Raw genomic sequence first — 26535 nt, forward strand, 5'->3', positions numbered from 1 at the left:
GCACCGCCCCCCTGGTGTTTTGTGCAACTTGCCTGCTGAATAGCAGGGCTGCCCACCTGCGGCGGCCCCGAATACGGCAGGATGTGCGCACGATGCGGAACGGACTGGTACAGCTCGGCGCCTGGGCGGCGGCCACCGGGGCGGCGGTGGCGCTGTCCTGGTTCGGCGTGCACGCGGTGCTGACCGGCGCCGCGTTCGAGCAGCCCACGGCGCTGCCCCTGCCGTCCCCGGCGTCCAGCGGCGCACGGCCCTCGTCGGCGCCGGCACCGACGCCGACCCAGGAACAGTCCGCGCCCCGGCCGGAGTCCTCCGGCCCGACGCCCGCGCCGGCCTCGTCGACCACCCAGCGCAGCGCGGCGGCGCCCGGCGCCCCGCCCTCCTCGCGCCGTCCCACGCCTACCACCACCGCCGCCGCCACCACCGCCACATCCTCCGTGCGCAGTTACCCGGTTCCCGGCGGCAAGGTCGCGCTGGACATCCGGCCGGACAGCGCCTCCCTGGTCTCCGCCACCCCGGATCCGGGCTGGCAGATGCAGGTCTGGAACGGCCCGCAGTGGATGCGGGTGGACTTCAGCAAGGGCGACCAGGCCAATTCGGTGTTCGTCGCCTGGAACGGCCACCCGCCGACGGTGGAGACGGTCGTCCGCTGACCGTCGGCCGGCCGCCGGTCACCAGCGGTCGAACGGCACGTACCCGGGCAGGTAGGGGCCGCGGTAGCGGGACCGGTCGACCAGGGTGTGCCTGGTCCCGCCGGGCACCCCGATCGCGGCGAGCACCACCACCCCGTACCGGTCGTGCACCTCGTAGGGCTCGGCGAGCGGGCCGGCCCCCCGGTCCACGGCGTAGTCGTACGCGTAGTGGACGTCCGGCACACCGACGGCGAGGTCCACCACGCCGTCGCCGTGCCGGGCCAGGTGGTCGGCCAGCTCCCGGCCGCGCGGCCCGATCACCTGGACCAGCGAGGTCAGCACGAACCACGTGCCGGGCGCGCGCAGGACGTACGAGACGGTCTCCGGCTCGCCGGTGTCGGGCCCCGCGTAGGCGGTACAGCGCAGGCCGAGCGCGGTGGCGTAGCGGCGTGCCGCGCGCTCGGCGTCGCCGACCGCGAAGACCACCGCGTCGGCGTGCCCCATCGGGACGAGGTCGGGCTCCTCCAGGCCCGCGGTGAGCAGCACGGGTTCGGCGGCGGTGTCGGTCATGACGGCCCTCCCGGTGGGCGTACGGGACCACGGTCGACCCCGTGGGCCGGTGTGGGGCCCGGCTCACGGGGTTGTGGCTGGAGGGTGGCGCCGGGCCGACCGGCGCGCAACTGTTCCGTTTCCTCCTGGTCAAGGTGTGCGCCGGGGCGGGAGAATCGGCCGCACCGCTGTACAGAATGCCCACCGGAGGACGGAGCCCCGCGATGCCCCCCGCCCAGTCCCCGAGTTCCCCGAACTCCACCGATGCGCCCAACTCCGCTGCCGGGCCCGGCCCTTCGGCCCCGACCGCCGGTACCGGCAACGACGCGATCGACGTGCTGGACGGCCGGCTGATCCGGCTGCTGGCGGAGGAGCCGCGGATCGGGGTGCTGGAGTGCTCGCGCCGCCTCCAGGTGGCCCGGGGCACCGTCCAGGCGAGGCTGGACCGGCTCCAGGCCAAGGGCGTGATCGGCGGCTTCGGGCCCGAGGTGGACCCGGCGGCGCTGGGCTACCCGGTGACGGCCTTCGCCACGCTGGAGATCTCCCAGGGCCAGGGCTCCGACGTGCGGGCCCACCTGGCGGCGGTGCCGGAGGTGCTGGAGCTGCACACGATCACCGGACGCGGGGACATGATGGTGCGGATCGTGGCCCGGTCCAACGCCGACCTGCAGCGCGTGATCGACCGGGTGGTGGGGTTCGACGGGATCGTCCGGTCCTCGACGGCGATCGCGCTGGAGAACCCGGTGCCGTACCGGATCCTGCCGCTGGTGGACCAGGCCGCCGCCGAGTAGGGCGGCACCGGGAGGGGCGGCGACTCCGAGGACGGCGCTCCGGGAACGGCGACTCCGGGCACGGCGCTCCGGGCACGGCGGGCAGCGCCCGGAGGACGCGGCCCGATCGATGCGCATATGCCAGCGGACCGTGCCCAGGGTGCGCGAAAAGATCACTCATATGACCATCCATTCATCGATCCGCTCTCCCCTGCCCCCGGCCCCACCCACCCTGATCGCCTCCGCCCAGCGCGCCCTGCGGCTGCTGGAGGCGGTCGCCCGCTACCCCAACGGGGCCACCGCCAAGCAGCTCGCCCGCGACACCGGGCTCGCCCTCGGCACCGCCTACCACCTGCTGCGCACCCTGGTGCACGACCGCTACCTGGAGCGCCGCAGCGGCCACTACCTGACCGGCCCGGCGGTGGCCGGGCTCACCCGGGAGGAGAGCCCGGCGGCCGGGCACCACCGGCTCAACCGGCTGCTCACCCTGCTCGCCGGCGAGCTCTCCGCGGCGGTCTACTTCAGCTGGTACCGCCAGGGCGAGGTCGAGCTGGTCGACGCGGTGGCCGCCCCCGGCGCGCCGCTGATCGACCGGCGCCACTTCCGGGCCGCCGCACACGCCCACTCGGCCGGCAAGACCCTGCTCGCCCTGATGTCCGCCGAGGAGCGCCGGGCCCACCTGGCCCGCTACCCGATGGTGCCGCTCACCCCGTACACCCTGAAGGAGCCCGCGCACCTGCCGATGCTGCCCCGCCAGGGGCCGCAGCGGGCCGCGCCGATCACGCAGTACCAGGAGTACGCGATCGGCACGGCCGGAGCGGCGGTCCCGATCGTCGCGGGCAACGGCATCGCCGCGGTCTCGGTGTCACTGCCGATGGCACAGGCCCACCGTTTAGCCGCCATCGCCGCGCAGCTGCGCACCCGGCTGAGCAACGACTTCGCCTCGGTGGCCTTCGGGCTCTGACCACCCTCCCGGGCCGGGGCACGCGGCCTGGACCGGGCCGGGCGGACAGGGCTCGCCCGGCCCCACGCACGCCGCACCGACGCGCCCGCCGCACCCGCGGCACCCGGCGGACCCGCTCCCGCCCACACCGAGCACAGGGCTCAGCAGGCGGGGACGGCACCGCCGTTCCTCAGCGCGTCCAGCGCGGAGATCGACTCGCTCAGCGTGCCCACCGGCACCAGCCGCAGCCCCTCGGGCAGGTTGACCTTGGCGTCCGAGCACTCGTCCTTGGGCAGCAGGAACACCGTCGCGCCGTCCCGGGCCGCCGCCTGGGTCTTCAGCGGCACGCCACCGACCGGGCCGATGACGCCCTGGTCGTCGATGGTGCCGGTACCCGCGACCGTCACGCCGCCGGTGAGGTCGCCGCCCTTGCCGTCACCGGCGAGCTTGTCGACGATGCCCAGCGCCAGCATCTGGCCCGCACTCGGACCGCCGATGTCACCGAGGTCGACCTTCACCTTCACCTGGGCCGGCGAGAGGTGCAGGTAGGAGAGCGCGGCCGTGGTGGCACTGTCCTGCGACTCGGTCATCTGCTGGGCGGTGACCTCCTCGGCCTTGGCCGGATCGCCCTGCGGGTAGACCGTCTCGGTCGGCCGGACGGCCTCGTCCTGGTCGAACCAGGCCCGCAGCGACCGCCAGAAGGTGGTCTTCTCCCCCGGGTTGGTCGCCGAGATGGTCACCATCCGCAGCTCGCCGTCGGTGGTCCGCACCGGCGCACCGGTGATGGTCAGCACCGGCTTGTCCTGGTAGCTGCCCAGGGTGTCCGCGGTGACCCCCGGCCAGGTGAGCGTGTACGGCAGCGGGACGAAGGCCGCCACGCCGAACAGCGCGGCGACCAGCACCCCGCACAGCGCCAGCGCGCGGGTGCGGGGGGCGGTCAGGGCCTTGGGCAGCTTGGTGTCGGACACAGAGGCATCCAAACACACCCGGCGCTATCGCAGGGCGTCGGCGACCTCCGTCGCCGCCTCCACCACCCGGGGTCCGACCCGCTCGGGGACGAGCCCGTTCAGCATCACCACGCCGACGCTGCCCTCGATCCCGCTCAGCCCGACCAGCGCGGCGGCCGCGCCGCTCGCGCCCGACTGCTCCTCCGCACGGGTGATGACGAAACCCTGCTCCGGACGGCGCTGGCTGGGGAAGCCGCGCGCCTCCAGGATCGCCCGCCCGGCGGCGCTCTCCCCCAGCGGGTGGCGCAGCCCCGTCCGGTACGCCACGTGGAAGTCCGTCCAGCTGGGCTCGACCACGGCGACGGCCAGCGCCTCGTTGCCGTCGACCAGGGTGAGGTGGGCGGTGGCGCCGAGGTCCTCGGCCAGGCTGCGCAGGGCCGGCAGGGCCGCCTCGCGCAGCAGCGGGTGCACCCGGTGGGCCAGTCGCAGCACGCCCAGGCCCACCCGGGCCCGGCCGCCGATGTCCCGGCGGACCAGGCCGTGCTGTTCCAGCGTGGCCAGCAGCCGGTAGACGACGGTCCGGTTGACGGCGAGCCGGGCGGCGAGCTCGGTGACGGTGAGCCCGCGTTCGGAGTCGGCGAGGAGTTTGAGGACCCGGACACCACGGTCCAGGGTCTGGGAGGTCTCTGCAGTCACGACGCGCAATTCCTTTCCGCGGCGGTCGCCGGAGCGGCGGCGCCGGTCCGGGACTCAGGTGTCGCGCGCAGGTGGGTGGCCGCGCTCGGGCCGCGGTGTGTCGTCCTTGACGTCCTGGCGGTCCTGCGGCGCCCGTCCGCGGGGGTTACCCGGCGGGAGAGCGTGTGGGAAAGGTAGTGAAGGAATTGTCGCGGCGGAAGTGGTTGTCCAAAATTCGGGCATGATCGATTTCGTCGCACATGACAAATACGGGCAAATGCCACCATTGTGCGGCCGCTGGCTGTGCGCAAGTTCGAACACAGTCCGAAGTTCGGACAGCCCCCGCCGAGCAGGGCACCGCCCGCCACCCACCCGGCAGCCCGCCGGGGCGACGGGTCAGAGCAGGTTGCGCAGCACCGTCCAGGCCACCGCGGTGCCGAGCACCGCCGCCGTGCCGGCCCGCCCGAGGGTCGGCCGCCAGCTCCGGCCGGCCAGGCCGTGCCGCAGCCAGGTGAGGTAGAGCAGCGCGACCAGCGGCAGCGAGAGCAGCAGCGCCGCGTTGTCGTGCCAGGCCGCCGCGAAGTCGCCGTGCAGCAGGTCGTACGTCATCCGGGTGCCGCCGCAGCCGGGGCAGTCCAGCCCGGTGACCTTCCGCCAGGGGCAGAACGGCAGCATCTGCCCGGGCAGGTGCGGGTTGCGCGACCACAGGTAGGCCGAGCCGGCCAGGCCGCCGGCGAGCACCGCCAGCGGCGGCCCCGCGGTGCGCAGCCGGGCGGGGAGGGGCAGCCGGGCGAGGAGGCCGCCGGCTCCGGGCACGGCGAAGCCGCCCCGGCCGGAGCCGGGGCGGCGCGCCGTGAACGTCCTGCGCAAGGTCAGCTGCGCAGCAGACGGCCCTGGGCGTCCGTGCGGTCGTCGCTGGTGAGGAAGAGGATGCCGTCGATCAGCGACCAGACGCCGAGACCGCCGCAGGTCAGCAGCTGGGCGATGCCCAGGCCGATGTGGCCGGTGTAGAAGCGGCCGACGCCCAGGCTGCCGAGCAGGATCGTCAGGATGCCGGCGACGATCTTCGACTTGTCGGACAGCTCGGGCTGGGCGTGGGGCGGGTACGACACGTTCGGTGTGCTCCTTGTGACGGCATGTTCGAGGGCGCGACGGGACGGTCGCTTCCTCGACTGGTGAGGTCGCCGGCCCGGCTCACCGGGGTCGCGGCGACCGCCCGGACGGGGCGGAGCGCAGCTGTGACAACCCGGAGGCGGCGCGGCACGCGGAACACTAGCCGATCATCACACCGGCTGTCTCTACAAATCCTTCGCGTATGCCTTACCGTCACATGACCTTAAGAAGATGCCGGACAATTCCCCGACGTCCCGCTACTTCGCCCATTCCCGGATTCGCTCGATCCGCGCCTTCAACTGATTGACCGTCGCCTGCGCCGTGAGCGGGCCACCGCACTGGCGCCGCAGCTCGTTGTGAATGGTGCCGTGCGGCTGACTCGTCCGGTGGTGCCAGGCCGCCACCAGCGCGTTCAACTCCTTGCGCAGCTCACGCAGTTCCTGATGGGTCACCACCGGCCGCTGCTCGGCCGGCAGCTCCAGCAGGTCGGCCTCCTCGGCGGGCTTGGCCTTGCTGCGCTGGATCTGCCGGTGCTGGCGCTTCTGCAGCAGCATCTGCACCTGGTCCGGCTCCAACAGGCCCGGGATGCCGAGGTACTCCTCCTCCTCCTCGCTGCCCGGGTGCGCCTGCATGCCGAACTCCATGGCGTTGTACAGCACCCGGTCGAAGACCGCGTCGGAGCCGATCGCCTCGTAGGAGAACTCCTCGCCGCCCGCGCCGTCCGGCCCGTCGTTGGCCCGCTCGGCCTCGGCCAGCAGCCGGTCCTCCTCGTCGAAGAGGCCCTCGCCCTCCTTCTTCGGCCGGTCCAGCACGTGGTCGCGCTGGAGCTCCATCTCGTTGGCGAAGCCCAGCAGCGTCGGGATGGTCGGCAGGAAGACGGACGCGGTCTCGCCGCGCTTGCGGGCACGCACGAAACGGCCGACGGCCTGCGCGAAGAACAGCGGAGTGGAGATCGAGGTGGCGTACACCCCGACGGCCAGGCGCGGCACGTCGACGCCCTCGGACACCATCCGGACCGCGACCATCCAGCGCGAGTCGCCCGCCGCGTAGTCGGAGATCCGCTTGGACGCCTCCGCCTCGTCGGAGAGCACCACGGTGGCCTTCTCGCCGCTGATCTCCCGCAGGATCTTGGCGTAGGCGCGCGCGGTGTTCTGGTCGGTGGCGATCACCAGGCCGCCGGCGTCCGGGATCGCCTTGCGGACCTCGCTCAGCCGGCGGTCGGCGGCCTGCAGCACGCTGGGGATCCACTCGCCCTGCGGGGCCAGCGCGGTGCGCCAGGCCTGGGCGATCAGGTCCTTGGTCATCGGCTCGCCGAGCCGCGCCTCCAGCTCGTCGCCGGACTTGGTGCGCCAGCGCATGTTGCCGCTGTAGCTCAGGAAGATCACCGGCCGCACGACGTGGTCGGCCAGCGCGTGCCCGTAGCCGTAGGTGTAGTCGGCGACCGACTTGCGGATGCCGTCGCCGCCCGCCTCGTACTGCACGAACGGGATCGGGTTGGTGTCCGAGCGGAACGGCGTACCGGTCAGCGCCAGCCGCCGGGAGGCCGGCTCGAAGGCCTCGAAGCAGGCCTCGCCCCAGGACTTCGAGTCACCCGCGTGGTGGATCTCGTCCATGATGACCAGCGTCTTGCGGGCCTCGGTGCGGTTGCGGTGCAGCATCGGGTTGACCCCGACGCCCGCGTAGGTGACCACGATGCCGTGGTACTCGCGGGAGAGCGGGCCGGAGGAGTAGGCCGGATCGAGCTTGATGCCTATCCGGGCGGCGGCCTCGGCCCACTGCTTCTTCAGGTGCTCGGTCGGCGCGACCACGGTGATCTGCTGCACCAGGTGGTTGTGGAGCAGGTACGAGGCCAGGGTCAGGGCGAAGGTGGTCTTGCCCGCGCCCGGGGTCGCGACCGCGAGGAAGTCGCGCGGCTGGTTCTCGATGTACCGGTCCAGCGCACCCTGCTGCCAGGCCCGGAGCTTGCCGGCGGTGCCCCAGGGGGCCCGGCCGGGGAAGGCCGGCGACAGGTGGTGCGAAGCGGCCGACGCGCCCTGGCCGGCGGCCCGGGCGGGCGCGTGCGGCTCCTGCGCGTCGGAGAAGAGGGGCATCGAGGAGGCGGCGGCAGTACTCACGGTCTCCGAGGGGGATCATCGCAGGTCAGAGGCTGTTTTGCGGCCCCTGCCCGCGGTCGGGCGGCAATCGGACAACCGGTCCAGCGTACCGGCCCGGCGCGGTTCGGGCGGCCAGGCTCGGCCTCCGCGACGCCCGGACGGCCGGAAACCGATGTGAGCCGGATCACGGAAATCCGCCCGCGAAACCGCGTAAGCACGACCGCCCCGTCCGACTCTCACCTGTGAGACCGCCCCACCCTCCACAGCCGTCACCGCGGCCTCACCCCCAGAAGGCCCCACCCCACCGAGAAGGGACGCGCCGTGCACGCCGTCGAAGAGACCGTCCAGGCCCGCTTGATCCTCTCCACCCACCGCTCGGCCCGGTTGCGGGTCACCCTCGCCTACCGCCCGGAGGATCCGCTCGCCGTCCGAATGGGCTTCCCCGCCGAGTTCTCGCTGGACGAGCCGGCCGAGGGCCCCGGCCGGAACGACGGCCGGGACGACAGCCGGGACGCCGGCGGCCCGGAGGCCGGCCCGGACATCGAGTGGGTCTTCGCCCGCCAGCTGCTGACGGCCGGCCTGGAGCTGGCCGCCGGCGTCGGCGACGTCCACATCCGGCCCGCGGCGGGCCGGCGCACCATGGTCGAGCTGCGCGCGCCCGAGGGCACCGCGCTGGTCCAGTTCGACACCTCCGACCTGCGGCGCTTCCTCTGGCGCAGCCGGCTGGCCGTCCCCGAGGGCGAGGAGCACCTGTACCTGGACGCCGACCGCGCCCTCGCCGAGCTCCTGGGCTGACGCGCGCCGGCGCCCGGCCGCACCCCCGCGGCCACCGGCCGTCGGCGCCGCCCGGGGCCGAGCCCGGGCGGGCGCCTCAGGAGGACAGCCGGCGCATCAGCCGGACGCCCTGCGCCGCCGTGAGGTGCGGCAGGTACGCCTTGCCTATCGCCCGGGTGATGCTGGGCAGCGCCGCCGGGTCGGGGTAGGCCATGTACATCGGCCGGTACTCCGGCTGGAACTTCGCCTTGAAGGCCAGCAGCGAGCGGAACCCGTACACCGGCTCCAGCACCCGGCCCATCCAGTCGAGCGTGCGCTGCAGCCCGGTGGGCGGCGCGTCCTGCCCGGAGCGGGCCAGCGGCGCGCCGGAGAGCGAGAGGAAGCGCGCGCCCTCCTCCTTGAAGCCGAGCGCGGCCGAGGCGATCAGGAACTCCGTCACGCCGCGGAAGCCGTCCGAGCGCCGGCGCATGAAGTCCAGCGTCCAGCCGACCGGCACCCCGTCCTCGTAGACCGGCATCCAGCTGGTCAGCCCGTGCACGGTGCGGTCGCCGTCGACGGCGATCAGCAGCCGGACCGCCGGGTCGTCCAGCTCCTCCAGCCCGCCGAGGGTGAAGCCCATCTCCGGCAGGCCCTTCTCGGAGACCCACTCCTCCGAGATCGAGCGGATCTGGTCCCGCAGCGCGAGCGGCGCGTCGTGGTAGGCCCACCACTCGGCGGTGATGCCCTGCTTGCCGGCCTTGTTGAGCGCCGTCCGGATGTCCTGCCACTTGCGGCCGGTGAAGGCCAGCTCGGGCAGGGCGACCACGGTGTCCTCCGCCACCTGGAGCGAGCGCCAGCCGAGCTGCCCGGCGGCGGCCCGGGTCTCCGGGGTGACGCTGTAGAAGCACGGCGTCCAGCCGCGGGTGTCGCAGTACCGGGCGAAGCCGGCCACCGCCCGGCGGCGGGCCTCCGGCTCGCCGAACGGGTCGCCGGTGGTCAGCGCCACGGTGGAGAGCACCCGGTAGGCGACGGCGGCCCGGCCCTCCTCGTCGAACCAGTAGTGGTTGCCGTCCCAGGTGGTGATGAAGGAGAGCGTGCCGCCGCCGTGCGCGGTGAGCAGGGCCCGGGCGCGGGCGGCGTCCTCGGCCTCCGCGTGCACCACCGGCCGGCGGAAGGCCACCAGCAGCGCGGTCAGCGCGACCACCCAGAACGCCAGACCGCAGTACGTCTCCAGGAAGCGGGCCAGCGGGCCGACGGCGATCGGGTAGTCGGGCAGCAGGTCGTTGTAGGCGGGCGGCAGGAACTGCGCCGGCAGCCCGGCGGCCAGGCTGCGCAGGCCCGCGCCCGGGTCGAACTGTCCGGCCGCCACCCGGCCGAACCCGACGTACGCGGCCGCGGCGGCCAGTGCCGCCCCGCCGAGCACGAGGGCGAGCCGGCGCAGCACCGCGCCCGGCAGCCGCAGGCCGAACCGCTGGCGGGTGGCCAGCAGCAGGCCGGTGGTGAGCAGCGGCAGCAGCAGCGCCTCGACGAAGTACTGCACCACGTCCCCGGTGCCGGTGCCGGTCTCGGTGAACAGCCAGAGCAGCAGCGCGACCCAGAGCAGCTCGGTGGCGACGGTGATCCGCCAGGCCAGCCGCAGGCCCCTGCGCAGGCCCTCGGCGAGGACCAGCAGCAGGGCCGGGAAGAGCGCGGCCATCAGCCGGGCCGGGGTGTCGAAGATCCGCTGGACGGCGTGCGCGCGGGCGCAGTCGTGGGCGGAGAGGGCACAGAAGTCGGCGACCTCGTCCGGGGTGAGCCGGTGCGAGAAGTAGAGCTCGGAGAAGGTGTTGAACGGCCCGGCGGCGTTGTCGTACAGCGAGGCGATCAGCGGCCCGAGGGCGGCGGCCACCAGGCAGAGCGCGACCAGCACCCGGGTCTCGGTGTGCGAGGAGCGGTGCGGGCGCAGCTGCCACCGGCCCCGGGCGAGCAGCGCGCCGATGCCGAGCCCGAGCAGCGCGCCGGCGCACCGCTGGACGCTCTGCAGATGGCCGACGTACAGCGTCATCACCAGCGGGACGAGCACCACCAGCAGGTGCAGCCGGCGCCGCCAGAGCACGCTGAGCCGGTAGCCGAGCACCCCGGCCAGTGCGAACAGGCCGACGACCGGACCGGCGGCGGTCTGGTCGGCGACGGCGGCCGTCCACTGCTCGCCGGCCCGTGAGCCGAAGGCGACCAGTCCGGTGCCGAGCAGGGTGCCCAGGACCTGCCCGCCGACCAGCACCAGCAGGGTCCGCCGCCGCCCGAGCCGGCTCTCGGCGGCCGGGCCGACCAGGAGCAGCAGCAGGCTGGTGAGGACGTACGAGCCCGCGCTGGAGCACCAGAACAGCGAGGTGAGCGGTGTCCACCAGCGGCCTTCGCCGAGGGTGGGCAGGCCGACGCCGACCTGGGCCAGCAGGTCCCGGGACGGGCCCCGGGCCAGGCTGCCGGTGGCGGCGCCGACCGCCCAGAGCAGGCCGAGCAGCACGAGGGTCAGCGGCGCGGCGCGCAGCCGGGCGGCGAGCCCGGTGGCGGCCGGCCGGCCCGGCCGCGGGGACGGCTCGGGGGCGGTCACCACCGGGACGGGGTCGAGGCCGAGGTCGCGTTCGCGGGCGGCGACGAGGACCGGGGCGGTGCCCAGCCGGATCACCGGATCAACCCCGTCTGCTGGGCCAGCCAGGGCAGCTGGTCGACGATGCCGGGCCGGAACACCACCCAACCGTGCCCACCTGGCATCAGATCGAACCTCGCCTTCATCCCGGCGTCCAGCGCCGCCTGGTAGACCTTCTCCTGCTGCGGGCGGAACTCGCCGTCGGTGCGGCCGACGACGATCGCCGCGGCGGTGTCGGGGAACCGCTTGCGGCTCATCACCTGCAGCGGGTCGACGGCGTCGAACTTGGCCCGGTCGCCGCCGAAGGCCGCGGCGACGGTCTGATCGCGGGTGCCCAGGGTGGGCTCCTCCTGCCCCGACATGTCGAGGAAGGAGCCGAAGACGTCGGGCGCGTTGACGGCGAGCTGGAGCGCGCAGGTGCCGCCCATCGAGGCCCCGCCGATCGACCAGGAGCCCCGGCCCTTGGCGGTCTGGAGGTTCTGGTGGACCCAGTTCGGGACGTCCTCGGCCAGGTAGGTCTGCACGTTGCCGAGCTTGGAGTCCATGCAGAGCGTGTTGTTCCAGATCGACCCGAGCTGGTCGGGCATCACCACGATCGGGGCCAGGCCCTGGTGCTCGGCGGCGAAGGCGTCCAGCGCCTCGTTCACCTGGCCGCCGAGCACCCAGTCGCCCGGGTTGCCGGGCTGGCCGGTGACGAGGACCACGACCGGCAGCAGCGGGCGCGGGCTGGCCTGGTAGGCCGGCGGCAGGTAGACGTACGCGTCACGGGCCTTGAAACCGGACTTGGTGCCCGGGATCGGCTTGATGGAGACGGTGCCCTTGGCGGGCAGCCCGGGGGGTGCCTGCCAGACCTCCTCCAGGACCTTGCCGGGCGGCGGGCTCACCGTCCGGGCGTCCTTGCCGGTGGTCAGCTCCTGGGTCTCGGAGAGCCAGGGCGCGAGCATGACCCGGCCGCTGGGGTACTGGCCGAACCCGCGGTTGACCTGCGAGGAGGCCATCAGCAGCACCAGGGCGCCGGCGAGGACCGCCAGCAGCTTGCCCTTCCGGCCGAGCCGCGGCATCCGGTAGCCGGCCAGGCAGAGCCCGAGCAGCGCGACGGCGATCCACCAGGTGACGTAGCGGGGCAGCCCCTCGGGGAAGGGGTGCCACCAGTCGTCCACGACGACGTCCAGCACCAGGCTGAGCGCGGCGGCGCTGAACAGCGCGGCGGGCAGCCGGCGGTTCCACCACGTCCGGCCGCGGGCCAGGGCGAGCAGGAGCAGGGAGCCCCAGCCGGCGGCGAGCACGGCGAGCGGGATCGGGCCGTGCGTCAGCGGCCAGTCGATGGGGTTCCAGCTGACGGCGAGCGTAGCGGTGGTCATGTACGTGTCCCCGGCCGGGTGGTGTCGGCCAGGAATCCGTAGGCGACCACGTTTCCCTGGTAGCCGTGTTCCTCGCTGTACCCGCCACCGCACGTGATCACCCGGAGCTGGGCGTCGGCGGCCTGGCGGTACACCCGGTCGTCCGGGAAGTCCTTTCGGTCGTGCACTTCGATGGCGTAGAGCTGGTAGACGGCGGTGGCGCCGTCCTCGCGGGCGATCTCGATCCGGTCGCCGCGGTGCAGCGCGCCCAGATGATAGAAGACGGCGGGCCCGCTCTTGTTGTCGACGTGTCCCGCGATGATCGCGGTGCCGCGCTGCCCGGGGGTGGCGCCGCCGCGGTACCAGCCGGCCAGGTTGCGGTCGGCCGCCGGGGGCGTCTGGAGGTGGCCGTCGCCGTCCAGACCGAGGCCGGTGACGGGGGCGTCGAGTTTGACGGCGGGGATCCTGATCCGGGTCGGGGCGGAGGGGCCGAGCGGAGGAACGACGGAGACCGGGGCGAAGCCGGAGAGGTACTGGCCCGAACCGGGTGCCGGGGGCAGTGCGGCGTGGCCCCCGTCGTGCAGCAGCCAGGCCCCGAGGACGACTGCGGCGCCGACCGCCAGGGTGCCCGGCCACGGGCTCCTGCTCTGTTGGGCGCCCACCCGGCGCTCCCCTCTGCTGACAACGTGCTCGTTCCTGGGAGATTCCTGGGAACAATTCAACCGGATTGGACCCTAAGGCACGTCCATACGATGGTCCTATCGACACCCCCCGATCGGCAGGGTTACCGGCCCGGTGCGCGCTCCGAGTAGGCGGGCGACCACCCGGAGAGACCGGAACCCGCCGGTAGGACCGCTTCCGAGTCGTCTCGCATGACCATCGACAACTTCGGACGCCTGTCCGGTTGCACCAATCGGGCGATCAGTTGCGACCGTTCGTGGTGGATCACCGACCGATCGTGTCCACATGCCATGCTGACCCCGTTCACAGGCCTATCACCGCACTTGTCCGACCGGACTGTCTCCCGCCTGCCGCATGTCCCATGAACGGAGTGACCATGGACGCTCTCTCCCGCCGCACCCTACTGGCCGCCGGTGCCGCGACCGCAGCCACCCTCGCGGCCGGCTGCGGCGCCAACGGCGGGGCCGGCGGAGAGCAGGCGGCGGCTCCGGTCCCGGTGCCGGCGAGCCCGGCGGCGGACCACGCCGGCCCGGGCTCCGCGCCCCCCAAGCCCCCCGCCACCCTGATCGGCGACGGCTCCACCTCGGACACCGGTCCGCAGCCGAACCAGCCCACCGCCGAGCCGCTGAAGCTCGGCGAGCGCCCGCCGCAGTTCGTGGTCTTCTCCTGGGACGGCGCCGGCGAGCTGGACAACGGCCTGTTCGGCCGGTTCCGCCGGCTGGCCCGGGAGCACAACGCGTCGATGACCTTCTTCCTGAGCGGCAGCTACCTGCTGCCCGAGGCCAAGAAGGACCTCTACCGCCCGCCGCAGCACAAGGTCGGCGCCTCCGACATCGGCTACCTGTCGGACCAGCACATCCACGACACCCTGGAGAACCTGCACGCGGCCTGGCTGGAGGGGCACGAGATCGGCACCCACTTCAACGGGCACTTCTGCGGCGCCACCGGCGTCGGCAAGTGGTCGCCGGAGGACTGGGACAGCGAGATCCAGCAGGCGATGGACTTCGTCACCAACTGGAGGACCACCACCGGCTTCACCGACCTGCCGGCGCTGCCGTTCGACTACCGCAAGGAGCTGATCGGCAGCCGCACCCCCTGCCTGGAGGGCCAGCGCAACCTGCTGCCGACCGCCGTCAAGCGCGGCTGGCGCTACGACAGCAGCGGCAACGGGACGCAGATCTGGCCGCAGAAGATCCAGGGCGGGGCGCTCTGGGACCTCCCGCTGCAGTCCATCCCCTTCCCCGGGCACACCTTCCAGGTGCTGTCGATGGACTACAACATCATGTTCAACCAGTCCGGCAGCAACACCAAGGCCGACCCCGCCCTGCACGCGGCGTACCAGACCCAGGCCAGGGACTCCTACCTGATGGGCTTCGAGCGCGCGTACACCACCAACCGGGCGCCGTTCATCATCGGCAACCACTTCGAGGAGTGGAACGGCGGCATCTACATGAACGCCGTCGAGGACGTGCTCAAGGCCGTCGCCGGCCGGCCCGAGGTGCGGCTGGTCTCCTTCCGCCAGCTGGTCGACTGGCTGGACGCGCAGGACCCGGCGGTGCTGCGCAAGCTGCAGGGCCTCGCCGTCGGCCAGGCACCGGCCGGGGGCTGGGAGACCTTCCTCGGCTCCCCCGCACCGGCCGGCGCCGCCGCCGGCTGACCCCGGACCGGCGCGGCCGGCCCTACGCCCTCCGGACCCGGCCGCCGAGCACGGCGCCCACCAGCGCCACGCCCGCCATGGTCAGGAAGATCACCGTGAACGCGCCGGCCGAGCCGGTGCCCCCGCCGCCCCCGCGGGCGGCGGCCACCGAGCCGCCGCCCAGCGCCGAGAAGAGCACCCCGGACAGGCCCACCAGCAGCACGTTGCCGAGCGCGTCGCTCATCTGCAGCGAGGCCGAGTTGGCCCCGGCGTCCTCCGGCGCGGACAGCTTCATCATCAGCACGCTGACACTCGCCACCGTCAGGCCCATGCCGATCCCGCCGACGCCCCAGGCCGCCGCCGCCACCCAGGCCGGCACCGCCGGGACGAGCACCAGCGCCGCCCCCGCGATCGCCACCGCCGTCAGCAGGAAGCCCCAGCGGATCATCGCCTCCCGGTACCGCTCCGCACCCGGCCGGCCCTGCAACCAGGAGCCCAGCGCCCAGGAGAGGCCACCGCTGGTCAGGGTCAGGCCGGCCAGCGTCGGCGACAGGCCGCGCTGGGTGACCATCATCAGCGGGATGAACGCCTCCGCCGCGAAGAACGCCCCGGCGGCCACCCCGCGCAGCAGGATCACCGTCGGCAGGCCGCGCGCGGCGCGCAGCGTCCCGGCCGGCAGCAGCCCCAGGACGGCGGGCACCAGCAGCGCCGCCCCGGCGAGCGCCGGGAGGAGCCCGATCAGGTCCAGCCGCTGACCGGCGTACTGCAGCAGACCGGCGCCGAGCGCGGCCATCGCGGCCAGCCGGGTGCGACGGCGGTCGAAGTCCGCGCCCTTCGCCACCGGCTGCTCCCTCTCGGAGCGGCGCAGCGCCGGTCCCATCACCGCGAGCGGCAGCAGGATCAGCACCGGGACGGCGAGGAACACCCAGCGCCAGCCCAGGTGGTCGGTGACGGCGCCGGAGACCACCGGGCCGACGATCGAGGGCAGCACCCAGGCCGAGGAGAAGGCCGCGAACACGGCCGGCCGCAGCCGCTCCGGATAGGCCCGCCCGACCACCACGTACAGCGCGACGATCACCAGCCCGCCGCCGATGCCCTGGATCGCCCGCCCGGCCACGAAGACCCACATCCCGGGCGCCGCCCCGGCCACCACCAGGCCCGCGCCGAACACCGCGATGCCGGTGAAGAGCGGTTGCAGCGGGCCCCGCCGGTCGCACCACTGGCCGGAGACGACCAGGGCGAACAGCGTGGTGGTGAAGTAGCCGGAGAAGGCGAAGGCGTACAGCTGGAGCCCGTCCAGCTGGCGGGCCGCCACCGGCATCGCGGTGTTGACCGCCGTCGCCTCGAAGGCGAGCAGCAGGACCACGGAGACGATCCCCAGGGTCAGCGCCCGGTAGCGGCCGCCGAGCACGCCGCCACCGGGGTCGCTCTCCTCGGGGGGTATCGGGGCGGAATCGACCGAGGTGGGGGAGGCTGTGGTCATACGTGACATCGTAAGGCCCGTCAGCCGATATGACCCCTGACCGCCGGTCCCTGTCCGTCTGGTCCGCAGGGCCTGGGACGAAGGTCCCGACCGGTGAGGGCGCCCGGTCAGTGCAGCACCTTGAGGCCCACCACGCCGGAGACGATCAGCAGCAGGCAGCCGATCCGCGCCATCGTGACCGCGTCCCCGAGGACGGCCATTCCGTAGAGCGCCGTACCGATGGCGCCGATGCCGACCCAGACCGCGTAGCCGGTGCCGATCGGGATGGAGCGCATCGCGTACGCCAGACCGCCCATGCTGAGGGCCAGCGCGACGCCGAAGACGATCGTGGGAACGAGCCGGGAGAAGCCCTTGGACGAGTCCAGGGCCACGGCCCAGACGGTCTCCAGGACGCCGGAAACGATCAGAACGAGCCATGCCATGACGAGACACCTCCGCAGTCAGCAGCGGCCGGGTTGCCGCTGTGCTGCGCCGTCTTGTCGTCACCGGGTACGACGCGCTCGTCCGGGGCGGCCGACTCCGGCCACCTGTCTTCGACCGTAGCACGAACCCGCCATACAGAATTTACACACGGACATTGACGTTCCCCCCGGCATTCCGCCAAGATGAATTCATCAACACGGCGAACGACGACAGGAGTCGGCAATGAACAGGAAGACGGTGGCCGTTCCGGCGCTCCGCACCTGTGCCGCTCCCCGGTGTTGTCGCGCCTGTCGCTGTTGCCGCTGCGCCTGAGCGCACCCGCGGTACAGCTCCTCCCACGGCCGTGTGCCCGAGTGGTTTAGGGAACCGCCTGCAAAGCGGTTTACACGGGTTCGATTCCCGTCATGGCCTCCACCGAAATGAATTGCCGGTCCGCGCAGATTTCGCGGACCGGCAATTCGGCGTTCCGGTATTTCCCGGGAATTCACCCGGGGGTGGGGCGCCGGGCCGGCGCCCCACCGCGCGGTCAGCCGGCGACGGCGTCCTCGGGCCGGATCGGCAGCCGCCCGACGGGCAGGCCGGTCGCGGCGCGGACGGCGGCCGCGACGGCGGCCGGGGCCACCACCGCGGGAGCCGCGCTGACCGCCTTGGCACCGAAGGTCGCGACCACGTCGCGCTCCTCCAGCAGGGCGGCGATCCGGACCTCGGGGGTGTCCAGGGCGGTCGGCAGGCGGTAGCCGGTGAGCGAGGGGTTCTGCAGCAGGCCGCCCTCGGTGCGCAGGTCCTCCAGCAGCGCCAGGCCGACGCCCTGGGCCACGCCGGCCTCGATCCGGTCCTCGATCTGGCGCGGGTTGAGCGCCCGGCCGACGTCCTGGGCCACGGTCACGTCGACCACCCGGACCGCGCCCAGCTCGATGTCCACGTCCACCACCGCGCGCATCGCGCAGAACGCGATGGAGACGAAGGCGTCACCGTGCCCGGCCTCGTCCAGCGGCTCGGTCGGGTGCGGGCGGCACTGCGCGGTGGCCCAGAGCTCCTTGCCCTCCAGCGCCTCGGCGACCGGCATGCCGAGCACGCCGTCGTAGGAGGTGATCTTGCCGTCGGAGATCTGCAGCAGCTCCACCGACATCCCGAAGTTGGCGGCGATCGGCTGGAGCAGCTGGTGGCGGACCATCAGCGCGGCCCGCTCGACCGCGCCGCCGGAGACCCAGGTGTGCCGGCCGCGCGCGGCCGGCCCGGCGATCGACTGGTCGCTGTCGGCCGGCGCGATGTAGACCTCGCCGACCCCCAGCACCGACTGCACGATCTGCCGCGCCAGGGTGGCGAAGCCCTGGCCGGAGTCGACGGCCGCGCAGATCACCGTGGCGTGGTCACCGCTGACCCGCACGGTCGCGGTGGAGACCTCGTCCTCGCCCTCGGCGCCCAGCATGTGCACCATGCCGACCGCGTAGCCGATGCCGCGCCGCACCGCCGCCGGGTCGCCGGCGCCGCCGGGCCCGCCCGGCAGCAGCCACTCGGCGTCCGGATCGTCCACCGGCAGGGCCGGCAGCGGCTCCTCGGCGACGGCGTCCAGCAGTGCGGCCACCGGTGCGGGGCAGGTGACGGCCTGTCCGGTGGGCATCGGGTCGCCGGTCGCCATCGCGTTGCGCCGGCGGATCTCCACCGGGTCCACGCCGACCCGGGCGGCCAGCTGGTCCAGCTGCGACTCGTAGGCGAAGCAGGCCTGCAGGGCGCCCTCGCCGCGCATCCGGCCGGCCGGCGGGTTGTTGGTGCGCACCGCCCAGGCGTCCACGAAGACGTTCGGGCAGACGTAGGGGCCGACCGAGAAGGCGGTCGCGGCGGCCAGCGCCTCGGCCGAGACGTCGGCGTAGGCGCCGCCGTCCAGCAGGATCTGCGCCTCCACCTTGACCAGCTTGCCCTCGGCGTCCGCGTGGTGACGGTAGCGCAGCAGTGCCGGGTGGCGGGAGGTGTGGGTGTGGAACGACTCCTCGCGGGTGAGGGTCATCTTCACCGGACGCCCGGTGCGCAGCGCCAGCAGCGCCAGGGTGACCTGGAAGGAGAGGTCCTCGCGGTCCGAGGTGGCGCCGGGCACGCCGGTGACGACCAGCCGGACCCGGTCCGGCTCCAGGCCGAGGCAGGCGGCGGTGCGGTCGCGGTCGCCGTGCGGGTCGGTGGACGACAGGTGCAGTTCGACGCCGCCGTCCGGGCGCGGCACGGCCAGGCCCGCCTCGGCGCCGAGCGGCGCCGGGTCCTGGCGGCCGACCTGGTAGAGGCCCTCGACGATGACCTCGCCGGCCGCGTCGGGGTCGCCGGTGCGCAGCGGCAGGTGCCGGAAGAGGTTGCCGTCCGGGTGCAGCGGACCGGCGGTGAAGGCCTGCTCGGGGTCGGTCACCGCCTCCAGGAGCTCGTACTCGACGGTGATCAGACCGACCGCCAGCCGGGCGGTGTCCGGGTGGTCGGCGGCGACCGCGGCGACCGGCTCGCCGTGGTGGCGCACCACGCCGGCGGCCAGGATCGGCCGGTCGGCGACGATCGGCCCGGCCGGGGCGCCGTCGGGGGTGCCGTCCGGGCCGGGCGGCAGGTCGGCGGAGGTGACCACCGCGTGCACGCCCGGCAGCGCGAGCGCGGCCGAGGTGTCGATGCCCTTGATGCGGGCGTGCGGGTGCGGCGAGCGCAGCACCGCGCCCCAGAGCAGGCCCTCGGCCCACAGGTCGGCGGCGTACGGGTAGATGCCGAGCGCCTTCGGCAGGGCGTCGCTGCGCAGCGGGGAGCTGCCCAGCCCGAACGGCTCCCGTGCGCCGCCCTCGTCCCCGTCCTGCTGGGGTGCTGCGCCGATGTCGGTAGGCGACGTCATGATGCGTGGTCGTCCTCGGGGAGCCGGATGCCGTGGGCGGGGGTGGCGCCGTACGGGACGCCGGCGGGGGCGGCGCCCTCGGCCGGGACCCCGTGCGGGGGCGTGGGGACGTACGGCGTGCCGTGGGCGGGCGTGCCGCCGAAGCCGCCGTCGTAGACCGGGCCGTCGAAACCGCCGCCGGGGGCGGGGACGCCGTGCGCGGGGGTCGGCTCGTAGACCGGGCCGTCGTACGGCGAGGCGTCGTAGCCGGGCTGCGCCGGGTAGCCCCCGTCCGGGTAACCCCCGTCCGGGTGGCCGCCGGGCAGGTAGGTGCCGTGCGCGGGGGTGCCCTGGTACGGCTGCTGCTCGGGGTAGCCCTGCGGCGGGTAGTAGCCCGGTCCCTCGCCGCCCTGGGCGGGGACGGGCGCGAGCACGGCGGTGTCGTACACGCCGCTGTCGTAGCCGCCCTGGCCGTCGGGGGTGCCGTACGGCAGGCCGACGGTCAGGCCGGTGCCGGCGGTGGTCGGGGTCTCCTCGACGGGCGGCTGCGGGACGTGCTCGATCCAGGCGTCGTCGTCGGTGTAGACCGGCAGGTCGGCGGCGGCCCGGGCGGTGTGCTCGGGCGCCGGCGGCGGCACCGGCACCCCGGCCGCGGGAGTGTCGCCGGCCGGAGCGGGCGCCTCGGCGGCGGCCGCGTGCGCCTCCTCCGCCTCCTCGGCCTCGTGGGCGCGGGCGTCGGCGACGCTCTGCACGGCGGCCAGCACACCCCGGTAGCCGGTGCAGCGGCAGAGGTTGCCGCAGAGCGCCTGCCGGGCCTCGACCTCGGTGGGCCGGTGGTTGCGCTGGAGCAGGTCGTGCACGGCCATCGCCATGCCGGGCGTGCAGTAGCCGCACTGGACCGCGCCGGACTCGGCCAGCGCCTGCTGGACCTCGCTGGCTCCGCCGCCGGCCGACAGGCCCTCGACGGTGTTGATCTCGCTGTCCGCGGCCAGCGCGGCGGGCACCAGGCAGCCGGCCACCAGCTGGCCGTCCACCTGGACCGAGCAGGCGCCGCACTCGCCCTGCTCGCAGCCGTCCTTGGCGCCGGCCAGCCCGAGCCGCTCGCGCAGCACGTAGAGCAGGCTCTCGCCGATCCAGGCGTCGGTGACGGGCCGTTCGAAACCGTTGACCCGCAGCGTGTACGAGGCGCAGGGGCGCAGCTCGCGGCTGACCTGCGGCGCGTGGTTGAGCGGGCCGGCGTCGAGGGTTCCGATGGGGTCAGTGGTCACTTCAGCGCCCTTCCCAGTGCCCGGCGGGCCAGCACCGATACGGTACGCCGCAACCGGACGGCGGCGGCGCTCGGCCCCTCGGTCACGGCCTCCCAGGCGCCCTCGGCGCCGTAGCTGTCGGGTACGCAGGCGGCGGCCACGTACTCGCCGAAGGCGGCCGTCGCGGTGGGGTCGATCTCGCGGCTGCCGTCCCAGTCGATGCAGCCGGCCACCCAGGCCTCGGCCTCCAGCGGGCGCAGCGGCACGGGGGCGACGGCCCCGACGGCGCAGCGCACGGCGCGCCGGGCGGGGTCGAGGACGAGCGCGACGGAGGCGGTGGCGCGGGCCGGGCCGCTGCGGCCGGTGGCCTTGAGGAAGACCTGCGGGGCGTGCAGCAGCGGGACGCGCACCCAGGTGAGCAGCTCACCGGGGCGCAGCGGGTCGAGGCCGGTCAGCAGGTGGCTGACCGGGACCTCGCGGGTGGCGCCGGCCCGGGCGAGGGTCGCGGTGGCCTCCAGCGCGGCCAGCACCGGGAGGGTGTCGCCGGCCGGCGAGGCGGTGACGATGTTGCCGCCCAGGGTGCCGACGTTGCGGACCTGCGGGGGGCCCGCCGTCCGGGCGGCGTCGGCGAGGGCGGGGATCAGGGCCGCGAAGTCGGGGCGGTCCATCCGGGCGTGGGTGAGTCCGGCGCCGAGGACGGCGGTGCCGCCGTCCTCGTAGCGCCAGCCGCGCAGTTCGGTGATCCGGCCGAGGCCGATCAGGGCGGCGGGGCGCAACCGCCCGGCGTTGACGGCCTCCATCAGGTCGGTGGCGCCGGCCACCGGCACCGCGGCCGGGGTGGCGGCCAGCGCGTCGACGGCCTCGTCGAGGGAGGCCGGCAGCATGATCGTCCGGTTCACCTGGGTCCCACCGTGCTCCACTTGCTCATCGATCGCCTGCCGCCCGCGGCCCTCGGCCGGGGTGTCCGCGTCGGCAGCCCGGCCTGGCCCGTAGGGTACGGGCGATCGGGCCGGGTTGGGCAACTCTGGCACACAATGCTCGATGATCATTTCGGGACGGGCGAACGGAACTGCCCGATTGGGACGGATACCGGGCGGTATCTGCTCCGGCCCGAGCCGGACCGGAGCAGATGTTCATCTGTTCTTGACGTCGGATGACCACTCAGAAGTTCCCGGGCGCCATGGAGCCCGGCCGTCGGGCTCGGTCAGACCACCGGCGGAAGGCCCTCGATCGGACGGCCGGCCACCCCGGGGCGGCGCTGCCAGGGGTGCGGACCGTCGACCGGGCGGTACTCGACGCCGAGCGCGTCCAGGACGGCCCGGTGGGACTCCATCCGGCGCTCGAAGCCCGCGTAGTCGCGCTCCGCCGGGTCGGTGGGCAGCGCCGACCAGGCCACCTCCGAGAAGGCCGCCAGCCGGGGGAAGGCCCGGTAGTCGATGTCGCGGGCGCTGTCCATGAACTCGCTCCACAGGTTGGCCTGGGTGCCGATCACCCGGCGGGCCGCGACCTCGTCGAGCTGGGCCGGCACCGGCTCGAAGCGGTACACGTCCTCCAGGGTGCGGACGAAGCCGACCGGGATCGGCTCCTCCGCGCCCGGGGCCTGCCGGTGGTCCAGGTAGACGTGCTGCTCGGGGCACATCACCACGTCGTGCCCGGCCTCGGCGGCGGCGATCCCGCCGCCGTAGCCGCGCCAGGAGGAGACGGCCGCACGTGACCGCCACCGGGCCTCCGGGCGCTCGGAATCCGTCGGCGCGCCCTTTGGCCCGGCGGCAATGGCCAGCCCGCCCTCCAGGATCTCGTCCCAGCCGATCAGCCGGCGCCCGCGCTCGGCCAGCCAGCGGTCGAAGTGCCGGATCACCCAGCTCTGCAGCTCGTCCTCGTTGCCCAGGCCGAGCTCCCGGATCCGCTCCTGGGCCGCGGCGCTGTCCTTCCACTGCTCCTTCGGGCACTCGTCGCCGCCCAGATGGACGAACTCGGACGGGAAGAGCTCCAGGACCTCCTCCAGCACCCCCTCGAAGAAGCGGATGGTGCCCTCGGAGGGGTTGAGCACGTTGTGGCTCACCCCCCAGTCGGTCCACACGCCCAGGGCCGCGGTGTCCACCACGTCGGTGTTGCCGAGTTCGGGGTAGGCGGAGATGGCCGCCTGGGAGTGACCCGGCAGGTCGATCTCCGGAACGACCGTGATCGCCCGTTCGGCGGCGTACGCGATGATCTCGCGCAGGTCGTCCTGGGTGTAGAAGCCGCCGTGCGGGCGGTCGTCGCGGCGCTGGCCGGACCGGTACCCGACCATCGAGCGCTCGCGCCAGGAGGCCAGCTCGGTGAGCTTCGGGTAGCGCTTGATCTCCACCCGCCAGCCCTGGTCGTCGGTCAGGTGAAGGTGGAGCACGTTGAGCTTGTGCGCGGAGAGCTGGTCGATGAAGCGCAGGACGTCGGACTTGGGCAGGAAGTGGCGGGCGACGTCCAGCAGCGCGCCGCGCCAGCCGAAGCGGGGGGCGTCCTCGATGTCGACGCCGGGCAGCACCCACCCGGTGTCGCGCAGCGGGGCCCGGCGGTAGGCGTCCGGGCCGAGCAGCCGGCGCAGGGTCTGGGCGCCCCAGAGCGCGCCGGCCGGGCCGCCGGCGGTGACCACGGCGCGGCCGGGGCGCACCGAGAGCCGGTACGCCTCACCGGCCAGCGTCTCGTCGTGGACCAGTTCGACGCCTTCGCCGGGCCGTCCCGGGCCGAGCGGCAGTCCGGTGGCGGCGGTCAACGCGGTGCGCAGCCACCGCTCGGCGCCGGCCAGCGCCGGGGGCGCGGTCAGGGTGGTGCTGCGGTCGAGGGGGAAGTCCTGGTCCTGGAGGCGGACGGAACTCAAGGGGGCGGGAATGAGGTCCATTCCGCCATCCTGCCCGCGACCGGGCCAATTGGCATAGACCACTTCGCACAATGCGGCACAGTGCAAAACGGTGCCGTGCAGAACGGCGCCGTACGGAGCGGTCCGGTGCGCGACGGCGCCGGCCGGAGCCGTCCGGCCCGGACCGGGCTACTTGTCGTCGCCGCCCTTGCCGTCCTGGGGCTTGCCGATGCCGTCGTAGATCTCCTTGCACATCGGGCAGACCGGGTACTTCTTCGGGTCGCGCCCGGGGACCCAGACCTTGCCGCAGAGCGCCACCACGGGGGACCCCGACAGCGCGCTCTCCATGATCTTGTCCTTCTGGACATAGTGCGCGAAGCGCTCGTGGTCGCCGTCCCCGTTGGACACCTGCGGGACGGGCTCGACCAGGGTGCCGGTGCCGAGGCCGCGCTCGGGCTCAAGAGTGCTCATGGGTGCCAAGTCTATGGGCGCCCCGGGAAACCGGGCCAGTGTCCCGGCGCCGGCGCCGCCCGCGGGCCCCGGCGGGACGCCCCGGGGCGGGTCCACGACCGGTCCGCCGGTCAGTTCAGCGTGGGGTCGTCCGGGTACGTCGCCAGCAGCGCCAGCGGGCCGCGCTGGCGGCGCAGCACGGCGCGCCAGAGCCGCTCCGGCTCGGGGCTGGAGATGTCCCCCGGCTCGCAGTCCACCAGGTACCAGGCGCCGGTGCCGAGCTCGGCCTCCAGCTGCCCCGGCGACCAGCCCGCGTACCCGGCGAAGATCCGCAGGCCCCCGAGCTCGCCGGCCAGCACCTCGGGCGGCGCCTCCAGGTCCACCAGGCCGATCGCCCCGTGCACCCGTCGCCAGCCGAGCGGCTCGACGGTCTCCGGCTCCCCCGGCGCCACCGCCAGGCCGAGCGCCGAGTCCAACGCCACCGGCCCGCCCTGGAACACCACGGCCGGGTGCCCGACCAGGCCGCCCCAGCCGTCCAGCACGCTGCCCACCTCCACCGGCGTCGGCCGGTTGAGGACGACACCGAGCGCCCCCTCGGCATCGTGGTCGAGGAGGAGCACCACCGCCCGGGCGAAGTTCGGGTCGGTGAGCACGGGAGTCGCGACGAGCAGTCGGCCGGTGTGCGACCGGCCTCCGCGCGTATGGGCCGCCGTCATGTCTCACATGATCCCGCAGAACCGCCGGGGCAGGACACCTCAACGCGAAGCCCGCCGACGAAGCTTCACCACCCTGCGCGAACGCCGCCACGACCACCCCCACGGGCACGCCGCGAACACCCGTACGGACGCACCGGCGGGCGGAACACCACCCCGGGAGAGCACCATCACGGGAGAGGCACACGGGAACCACCGAGACGCCTACTACCATCTACTGATGGTGGACGCCCTTATACGGTGCCGACTCGGTCACGCCGGGGGCCCGAGCGCGCCCGTACGACCGGTCCACCGCTCGGCTCCCTCCCCGGAGCCGCACCCACTCCTCTGGCACCCCGGATTGCGAGAACGATGACCGACGACGTCCTGCTGGTCCACGGCGGAAACCCGCTCGAAGGCGAGATCCGCGTCCGCGGTGCGAAGAACCTGGTCCCCAAGGCCATGGTCGCCGCCCTCCTCGGGCAGGGACCCAGCAGACTGCGCAACGTCCCGGACATCCGCGACGTCAAGGTGGTCCGCGGTCTGCTCCAGCTGCACGGGGTGACCGTGCGCACCGGCGACGAGGACGGCGAGCTGATCCTCGACCCGTCCCACGTGGAGAGCGCCAACGTCGCCGACATCGACGCGCACGCCGGCTCCTCGCGCATCCCGATCCTCTTCTGCGGCCCGCTGCTGCACCGCCTCGGCCACGCCTTCATCCCCGGCCTCGGCGGCTGCGACATCGGCGGCCGCCCGGTCGACTTCCACTTCGAGGTGCTGCGCCAGTTCGGCGCCAGCATCGAGAAGCACCCGCAGGGCACCTACCTGGTGGCCCCGCAGCGCCTGCGCGGCACCCGGATCGAGCTGCCCTACCCCTCGGTCGGCGCGACCGAGCAGGTGCTGCTCACCGCCGTCCTGTGCGAGGGCGTCACCGAGCTGCGCAACGCGGCCGTCGAGCCGGAGATCGTCGACCTCATCTGCGTGCTGCAGAAGATGGGCGCGATCATCACCATGGGCACCGACCGGACCATCCTGATCACCGGTGTGGACGAGCTCTCCGGCTACAACCACCGCGCCCTGCCGGACCGCCTGGAGTCCGCCTCCTGGGCCTGCGCGGCGCTGGCCACCAAGGGCGACATCTACGTCCGCGGCGCCCGCCAGCTGGAGATGATGACCTTCCTCAACACCTTCCGGAAGGTCGGTGGCGCCTTCGAGGTGGACGACGAGGGCATCCGGTTCTGGCACCCGGGCGGCGAGCTCAAGGCGATCGCCCTGGAGACCGACGTGCACCCCGGCTTCCAGACCGACTGGCAGCAGCCGCTGGTCGTCGCGCTGACCCAGGCGACCGGCCTGTCCATCGTGCACGAGACGGTGTACGAGTCGCGGCTGGGCTTCACCGGGGCGCTGAACCAGATGGGCGCCCACATCCAGCTCTACCGCGAGTGCCTGGGCGCCACCCCGTGCCGCTTCGGCGCCCGCAACTTCCAGCACTCCGCGGTCGTCTCCGGCCCGTCCAAGCTGATCGGCTCCGAGCTGATCATCCCGGACCTGCGCGGCGGCTTCTCGTACCTGATCGCGGCGCTGGCGGCCGAGGGCACCTCCACCGTGCACGGCATCGACCTGATCAACCGCGGCTACGAGAACTTCATGGAGAAGCTGCGCGACCTCGGCGCCCACGTCGAGCTGCCCAGCGAGCGGCTGGTCACCGCCTGACCGTCGTGGGGGGGGGGGGGGGGGCCCCCCCCCCCGCCCCGCCGCCCCCCCCCCCCGACCCCCCCCCCCCGCCCCCGCCGGGGGGGGGTGGGGCGGGGTGCGGGGC

Annotated in this window: 22 protein-coding genes, 1 tRNA gene, 1 pseudogene and 1 riboswitch; of the genes and pseudogenes, 7 read left to right on the forward strand and 17 right to left on the reverse strand. The window is 73.9% G+C overall.

Annotated features, from left to right (window positions below; all coding sequences use genetic code 11):
• The first annotated feature begins 92 nt into the window (after window positions 1-92).
• Window positions 93-650: a hypothetical protein gene (locus ACWDRR_RS34140; RefSeq protein ID WP_449776141.1), complete on the forward strand. Its 558-nt coding sequence runs from the start codon at window positions 93-95 to the stop codon at window positions 648-650.
• An 18-nt stretch (window positions 651-668) separates the two neighbouring features.
• On the opposite strand, the gene ACWDRR_RS34145 is transcribed toward ACWDRR_RS34140, so the two are convergent.
• On the reverse strand, window positions 669-1199 hold the full coding sequence (locus ACWDRR_RS34145; RefSeq protein ID WP_449776142.1) for a VOC family protein: 531 nt from the start codon (window positions 1197-1199) through the stop codon (window positions 669-671).
• 203 nt (window positions 1200-1402) lie between these two features.
• Between ACWDRR_RS34145 and ACWDRR_RS34150 the strand changes: the two genes are divergently transcribed.
• Window positions 1403-1969, forward strand: a complete 567-nt coding sequence (locus tag ACWDRR_RS34150; protein ID WP_449776143.1) for an Lrp/AsnC family transcriptional regulator — start codon at window positions 1403-1405, stop codon at window positions 1967-1969.
• 160 nt (window positions 1970-2129) lie between these two features.
• The gene (locus ACWDRR_RS34155) at window positions 2130-2912 is read left to right on the forward strand and encodes an IclR family transcriptional regulator (protein WP_449776144.1); all 783 of its coding nucleotides are present in this window, start codon (window positions 2130-2132) and stop codon (window positions 2910-2912) included.
• Between the two features lie 140 nt (window positions 2913-3052).
• Here ACWDRR_RS34155 and ACWDRR_RS34160 read toward each other — a convergent pair whose 3' ends face one another.
• The 5 genes from ACWDRR_RS34160 to ACWDRR_RS34180 all read right to left on the reverse strand — a co-directional run bounded on the left by ACWDRR_RS34160 (window position 3053) and on the right by ACWDRR_RS34180 (window position 7716).
• Entirely contained in the window at window positions 3053-3859 is an 807-nt protein-coding gene (locus ACWDRR_RS34160) for a S16 family serine protease (RefSeq protein ID WP_449776145.1), read from the reverse strand.
• Between the two features lie 24 nt (window positions 3860-3883).
• A complete protein-coding gene (locus ACWDRR_RS34165) occupies window positions 3884-4534 on the reverse strand; it encodes an IclR family transcriptional regulator (RefSeq protein WP_209416099.1) in 651 nt (216 codons plus the stop codon).
• Window positions 4535-4909: 375 nt separating this feature from the next.
• Window positions 4910-5383 carry a DUF2752 domain-containing protein gene (locus ACWDRR_RS34170; protein WP_449776146.1) on the reverse strand — a complete coding sequence of 158 codons (474 nt, stop codon included), beginning with the start codon at window positions 5381-5383 and terminating at the stop codon, window positions 4910-4912.
• Between the two features lie 2 nt (window positions 5384-5385).
• The gene (locus ACWDRR_RS34175; protein ID WP_387881335.1) at window positions 5386-5625 is read right to left on the reverse strand and encodes a TM2 domain-containing protein; all 240 of its coding nucleotides are present in this window, start codon (window positions 5623-5625) and stop codon (window positions 5386-5388) included.
• Window positions 5626-5883: 258 nt separating this feature from the next.
• Complete coding sequence (locus ACWDRR_RS34180; protein ID WP_449776158.1) at window positions 5884-7716, reverse strand: DEAD/DEAH box helicase; 1833 nt, start codon at window positions 7714-7716, stop codon at window positions 5884-5886.
• 324 nt (window positions 7717-8040) lie between these two features.
• Between ACWDRR_RS34180 and ACWDRR_RS34185 the strand changes: the two genes are divergently transcribed.
• The gene (locus ACWDRR_RS34185; protein ID WP_449776147.1) at window positions 8041-8514 is read left to right on the forward strand and encodes an SsgA family sporulation/cell division regulator; all 474 of its coding nucleotides are present in this window, start codon (window positions 8041-8043) and stop codon (window positions 8512-8514) included.
• A 76-nt stretch (window positions 8515-8590) separates the two neighbouring features.
• On the opposite strand, the gene ACWDRR_RS34190 is transcribed toward ACWDRR_RS34185, so the two are convergent.
• Genes ACWDRR_RS34190 through ACWDRR_RS34200 form a run of 3 tightly spaced genes read right to left on the reverse strand, consistent with a single transcriptional unit; the run spans window position 8591 to window position 13100 of the window.
• Window positions 8591-11137, reverse strand: a complete 2547-nt coding sequence (locus ACWDRR_RS34190) for a bifunctional lysylphosphatidylglycerol flippase/synthetase MprF (RefSeq protein ID WP_449776148.1) — start codon at window positions 11135-11137, stop codon at window positions 8591-8593.
• Window positions 11134-12459, reverse strand: a complete 1326-nt coding sequence (locus ACWDRR_RS34195) for an alpha/beta hydrolase (protein ID WP_449776149.1) — start codon at window positions 12457-12459, stop codon at window positions 11134-11136. The genes ACWDRR_RS34190 and ACWDRR_RS34195 overlap by 4 nt, the downstream gene beginning before the upstream one ends.
• On the reverse strand, window positions 12456-13100 hold the full coding sequence (locus tag ACWDRR_RS34200; protein WP_449776150.1) for a class F sortase: 645 nt from the start codon (window positions 13098-13100) through the stop codon (window positions 12456-12458). Before ACWDRR_RS34200 ends, ACWDRR_RS34195 begins: the two co-directional genes overlap by 4 nt.
• 395 nt (window positions 13101-13495) lie before the next feature.
• On the opposite strand from ACWDRR_RS34200, the gene ACWDRR_RS34205 reads away from it, so the two are divergent.
• The gene (locus ACWDRR_RS34205; protein ID WP_449776151.1) at window positions 13496-14776 is read left to right on the forward strand and encodes a hypothetical protein; all 1281 of its coding nucleotides are present in this window, start codon (window positions 13496-13498) and stop codon (window positions 14774-14776) included.
• A gap of 22 nt (window positions 14777-14798) precedes the next feature.
• On the opposite strand, the gene ACWDRR_RS34210 is transcribed toward ACWDRR_RS34205, so the two are convergent.
• On the reverse strand, window positions 14799-16238 hold the full coding sequence (locus ACWDRR_RS34210; RefSeq protein ID WP_449776152.1) for an MFS transporter: 1440 nt from the start codon (window positions 16236-16238) through the stop codon (window positions 14799-14801).
• 107 nt (window positions 16239-16345) lie between these two features.
• The gene (locus tag ACWDRR_RS34215) at window positions 16346-16660 is read right to left on the reverse strand and encodes a DMT family transporter (RefSeq protein WP_449776153.1); all 315 of its coding nucleotides are present in this window, start codon (window positions 16658-16660) and stop codon (window positions 16346-16348) included.
• Between the two features lie 43 nt (window positions 16661-16703).
• Window positions 16704-16768: riboswitch (guanidine-III (ykkC-III) riboswitch) on the reverse strand.
• A 232-nt stretch (window positions 16769-17000) separates the two neighbouring features.
• On the opposite strand from ACWDRR_RS34215, the gene ACWDRR_RS34220 reads away from it, so the two are divergent.
• A tRNA-Cys gene (locus tag ACWDRR_RS34220) sits at window positions 17001-17075 on the forward strand.
• Between the two features lie 112 nt (window positions 17076-17187).
• On the opposite strand, the gene ACWDRR_RS34225 is transcribed toward ACWDRR_RS34220, so the two are convergent.
• The 6 genes and pseudogenes from ACWDRR_RS34225 to ACWDRR_RS34250 form a co-directional block, all read right to left on the reverse strand.
• Window positions 17188-19515 carry a xanthine dehydrogenase family protein molybdopterin-binding subunit gene (locus ACWDRR_RS34225; RefSeq protein ID WP_449776154.1) on the reverse strand — a complete coding sequence of 776 codons (2328 nt, stop codon included), beginning with the start codon at window positions 19513-19515 and terminating at the stop codon, window positions 17188-17190.
• Between the two features lie 623 nt (window positions 19516-20138).
• Window positions 20139-20687 (reverse strand): annotated as a pseudogene (locus ACWDRR_RS34230) ((2Fe-2S)-binding protein); the annotation flags it as partial.
• A gap of 71 nt (window positions 20688-20758) precedes the next feature.
• On the reverse strand, window positions 20759-21625 hold the full coding sequence (locus ACWDRR_RS34235) for an FAD binding domain-containing protein (protein WP_360627824.1): 867 nt from the start codon (window positions 21623-21625) through the stop codon (window positions 20759-20761).
• Window positions 21626-21945: 320 nt separating this feature from the next.
• Window positions 21946-23616, reverse strand: a complete 1671-nt coding sequence (locus tag ACWDRR_RS34240; protein WP_449776155.1) for a beta-N-acetylhexosaminidase — start codon at window positions 23614-23616, stop codon at window positions 21946-21948.
• 147 nt (window positions 23617-23763) lie between these two features.
• The gene (locus ACWDRR_RS34245; protein ID WP_174315682.1) at window positions 23764-24045 is read right to left on the reverse strand and encodes a DUF3039 domain-containing protein; all 282 of its coding nucleotides are present in this window, start codon (window positions 24043-24045) and stop codon (window positions 23764-23766) included.
• A gap of 110 nt (window positions 24046-24155) precedes the next feature.
• Window positions 24156-24740 (reverse strand): YqgE/AlgH family protein, encoded by a 585-nt coding sequence (locus ACWDRR_RS34250; RefSeq protein WP_449776156.1) that lies wholly within the window; start codon window positions 24738-24740, stop codon window positions 24156-24158.
• 348 nt (window positions 24741-25088) lie between these two features.
• Between ACWDRR_RS34250 and murA the strand changes: the two genes are divergently transcribed.
• Window positions 25089-26429 (forward strand): UDP-N-acetylglucosamine 1-carboxyvinyltransferase, encoded by a 1341-nt coding sequence (gene murA, locus ACWDRR_RS34255; protein WP_449776157.1) that lies wholly within the window; start codon window positions 25089-25091, stop codon window positions 26427-26429.
• The last annotated feature ends 106 nt before the right edge of the window (window positions 26430-26535 follow it).

The sequence above is a fragment of the Kitasatospora sp. NPDC003701 genome (assembly GCF_053587085.1).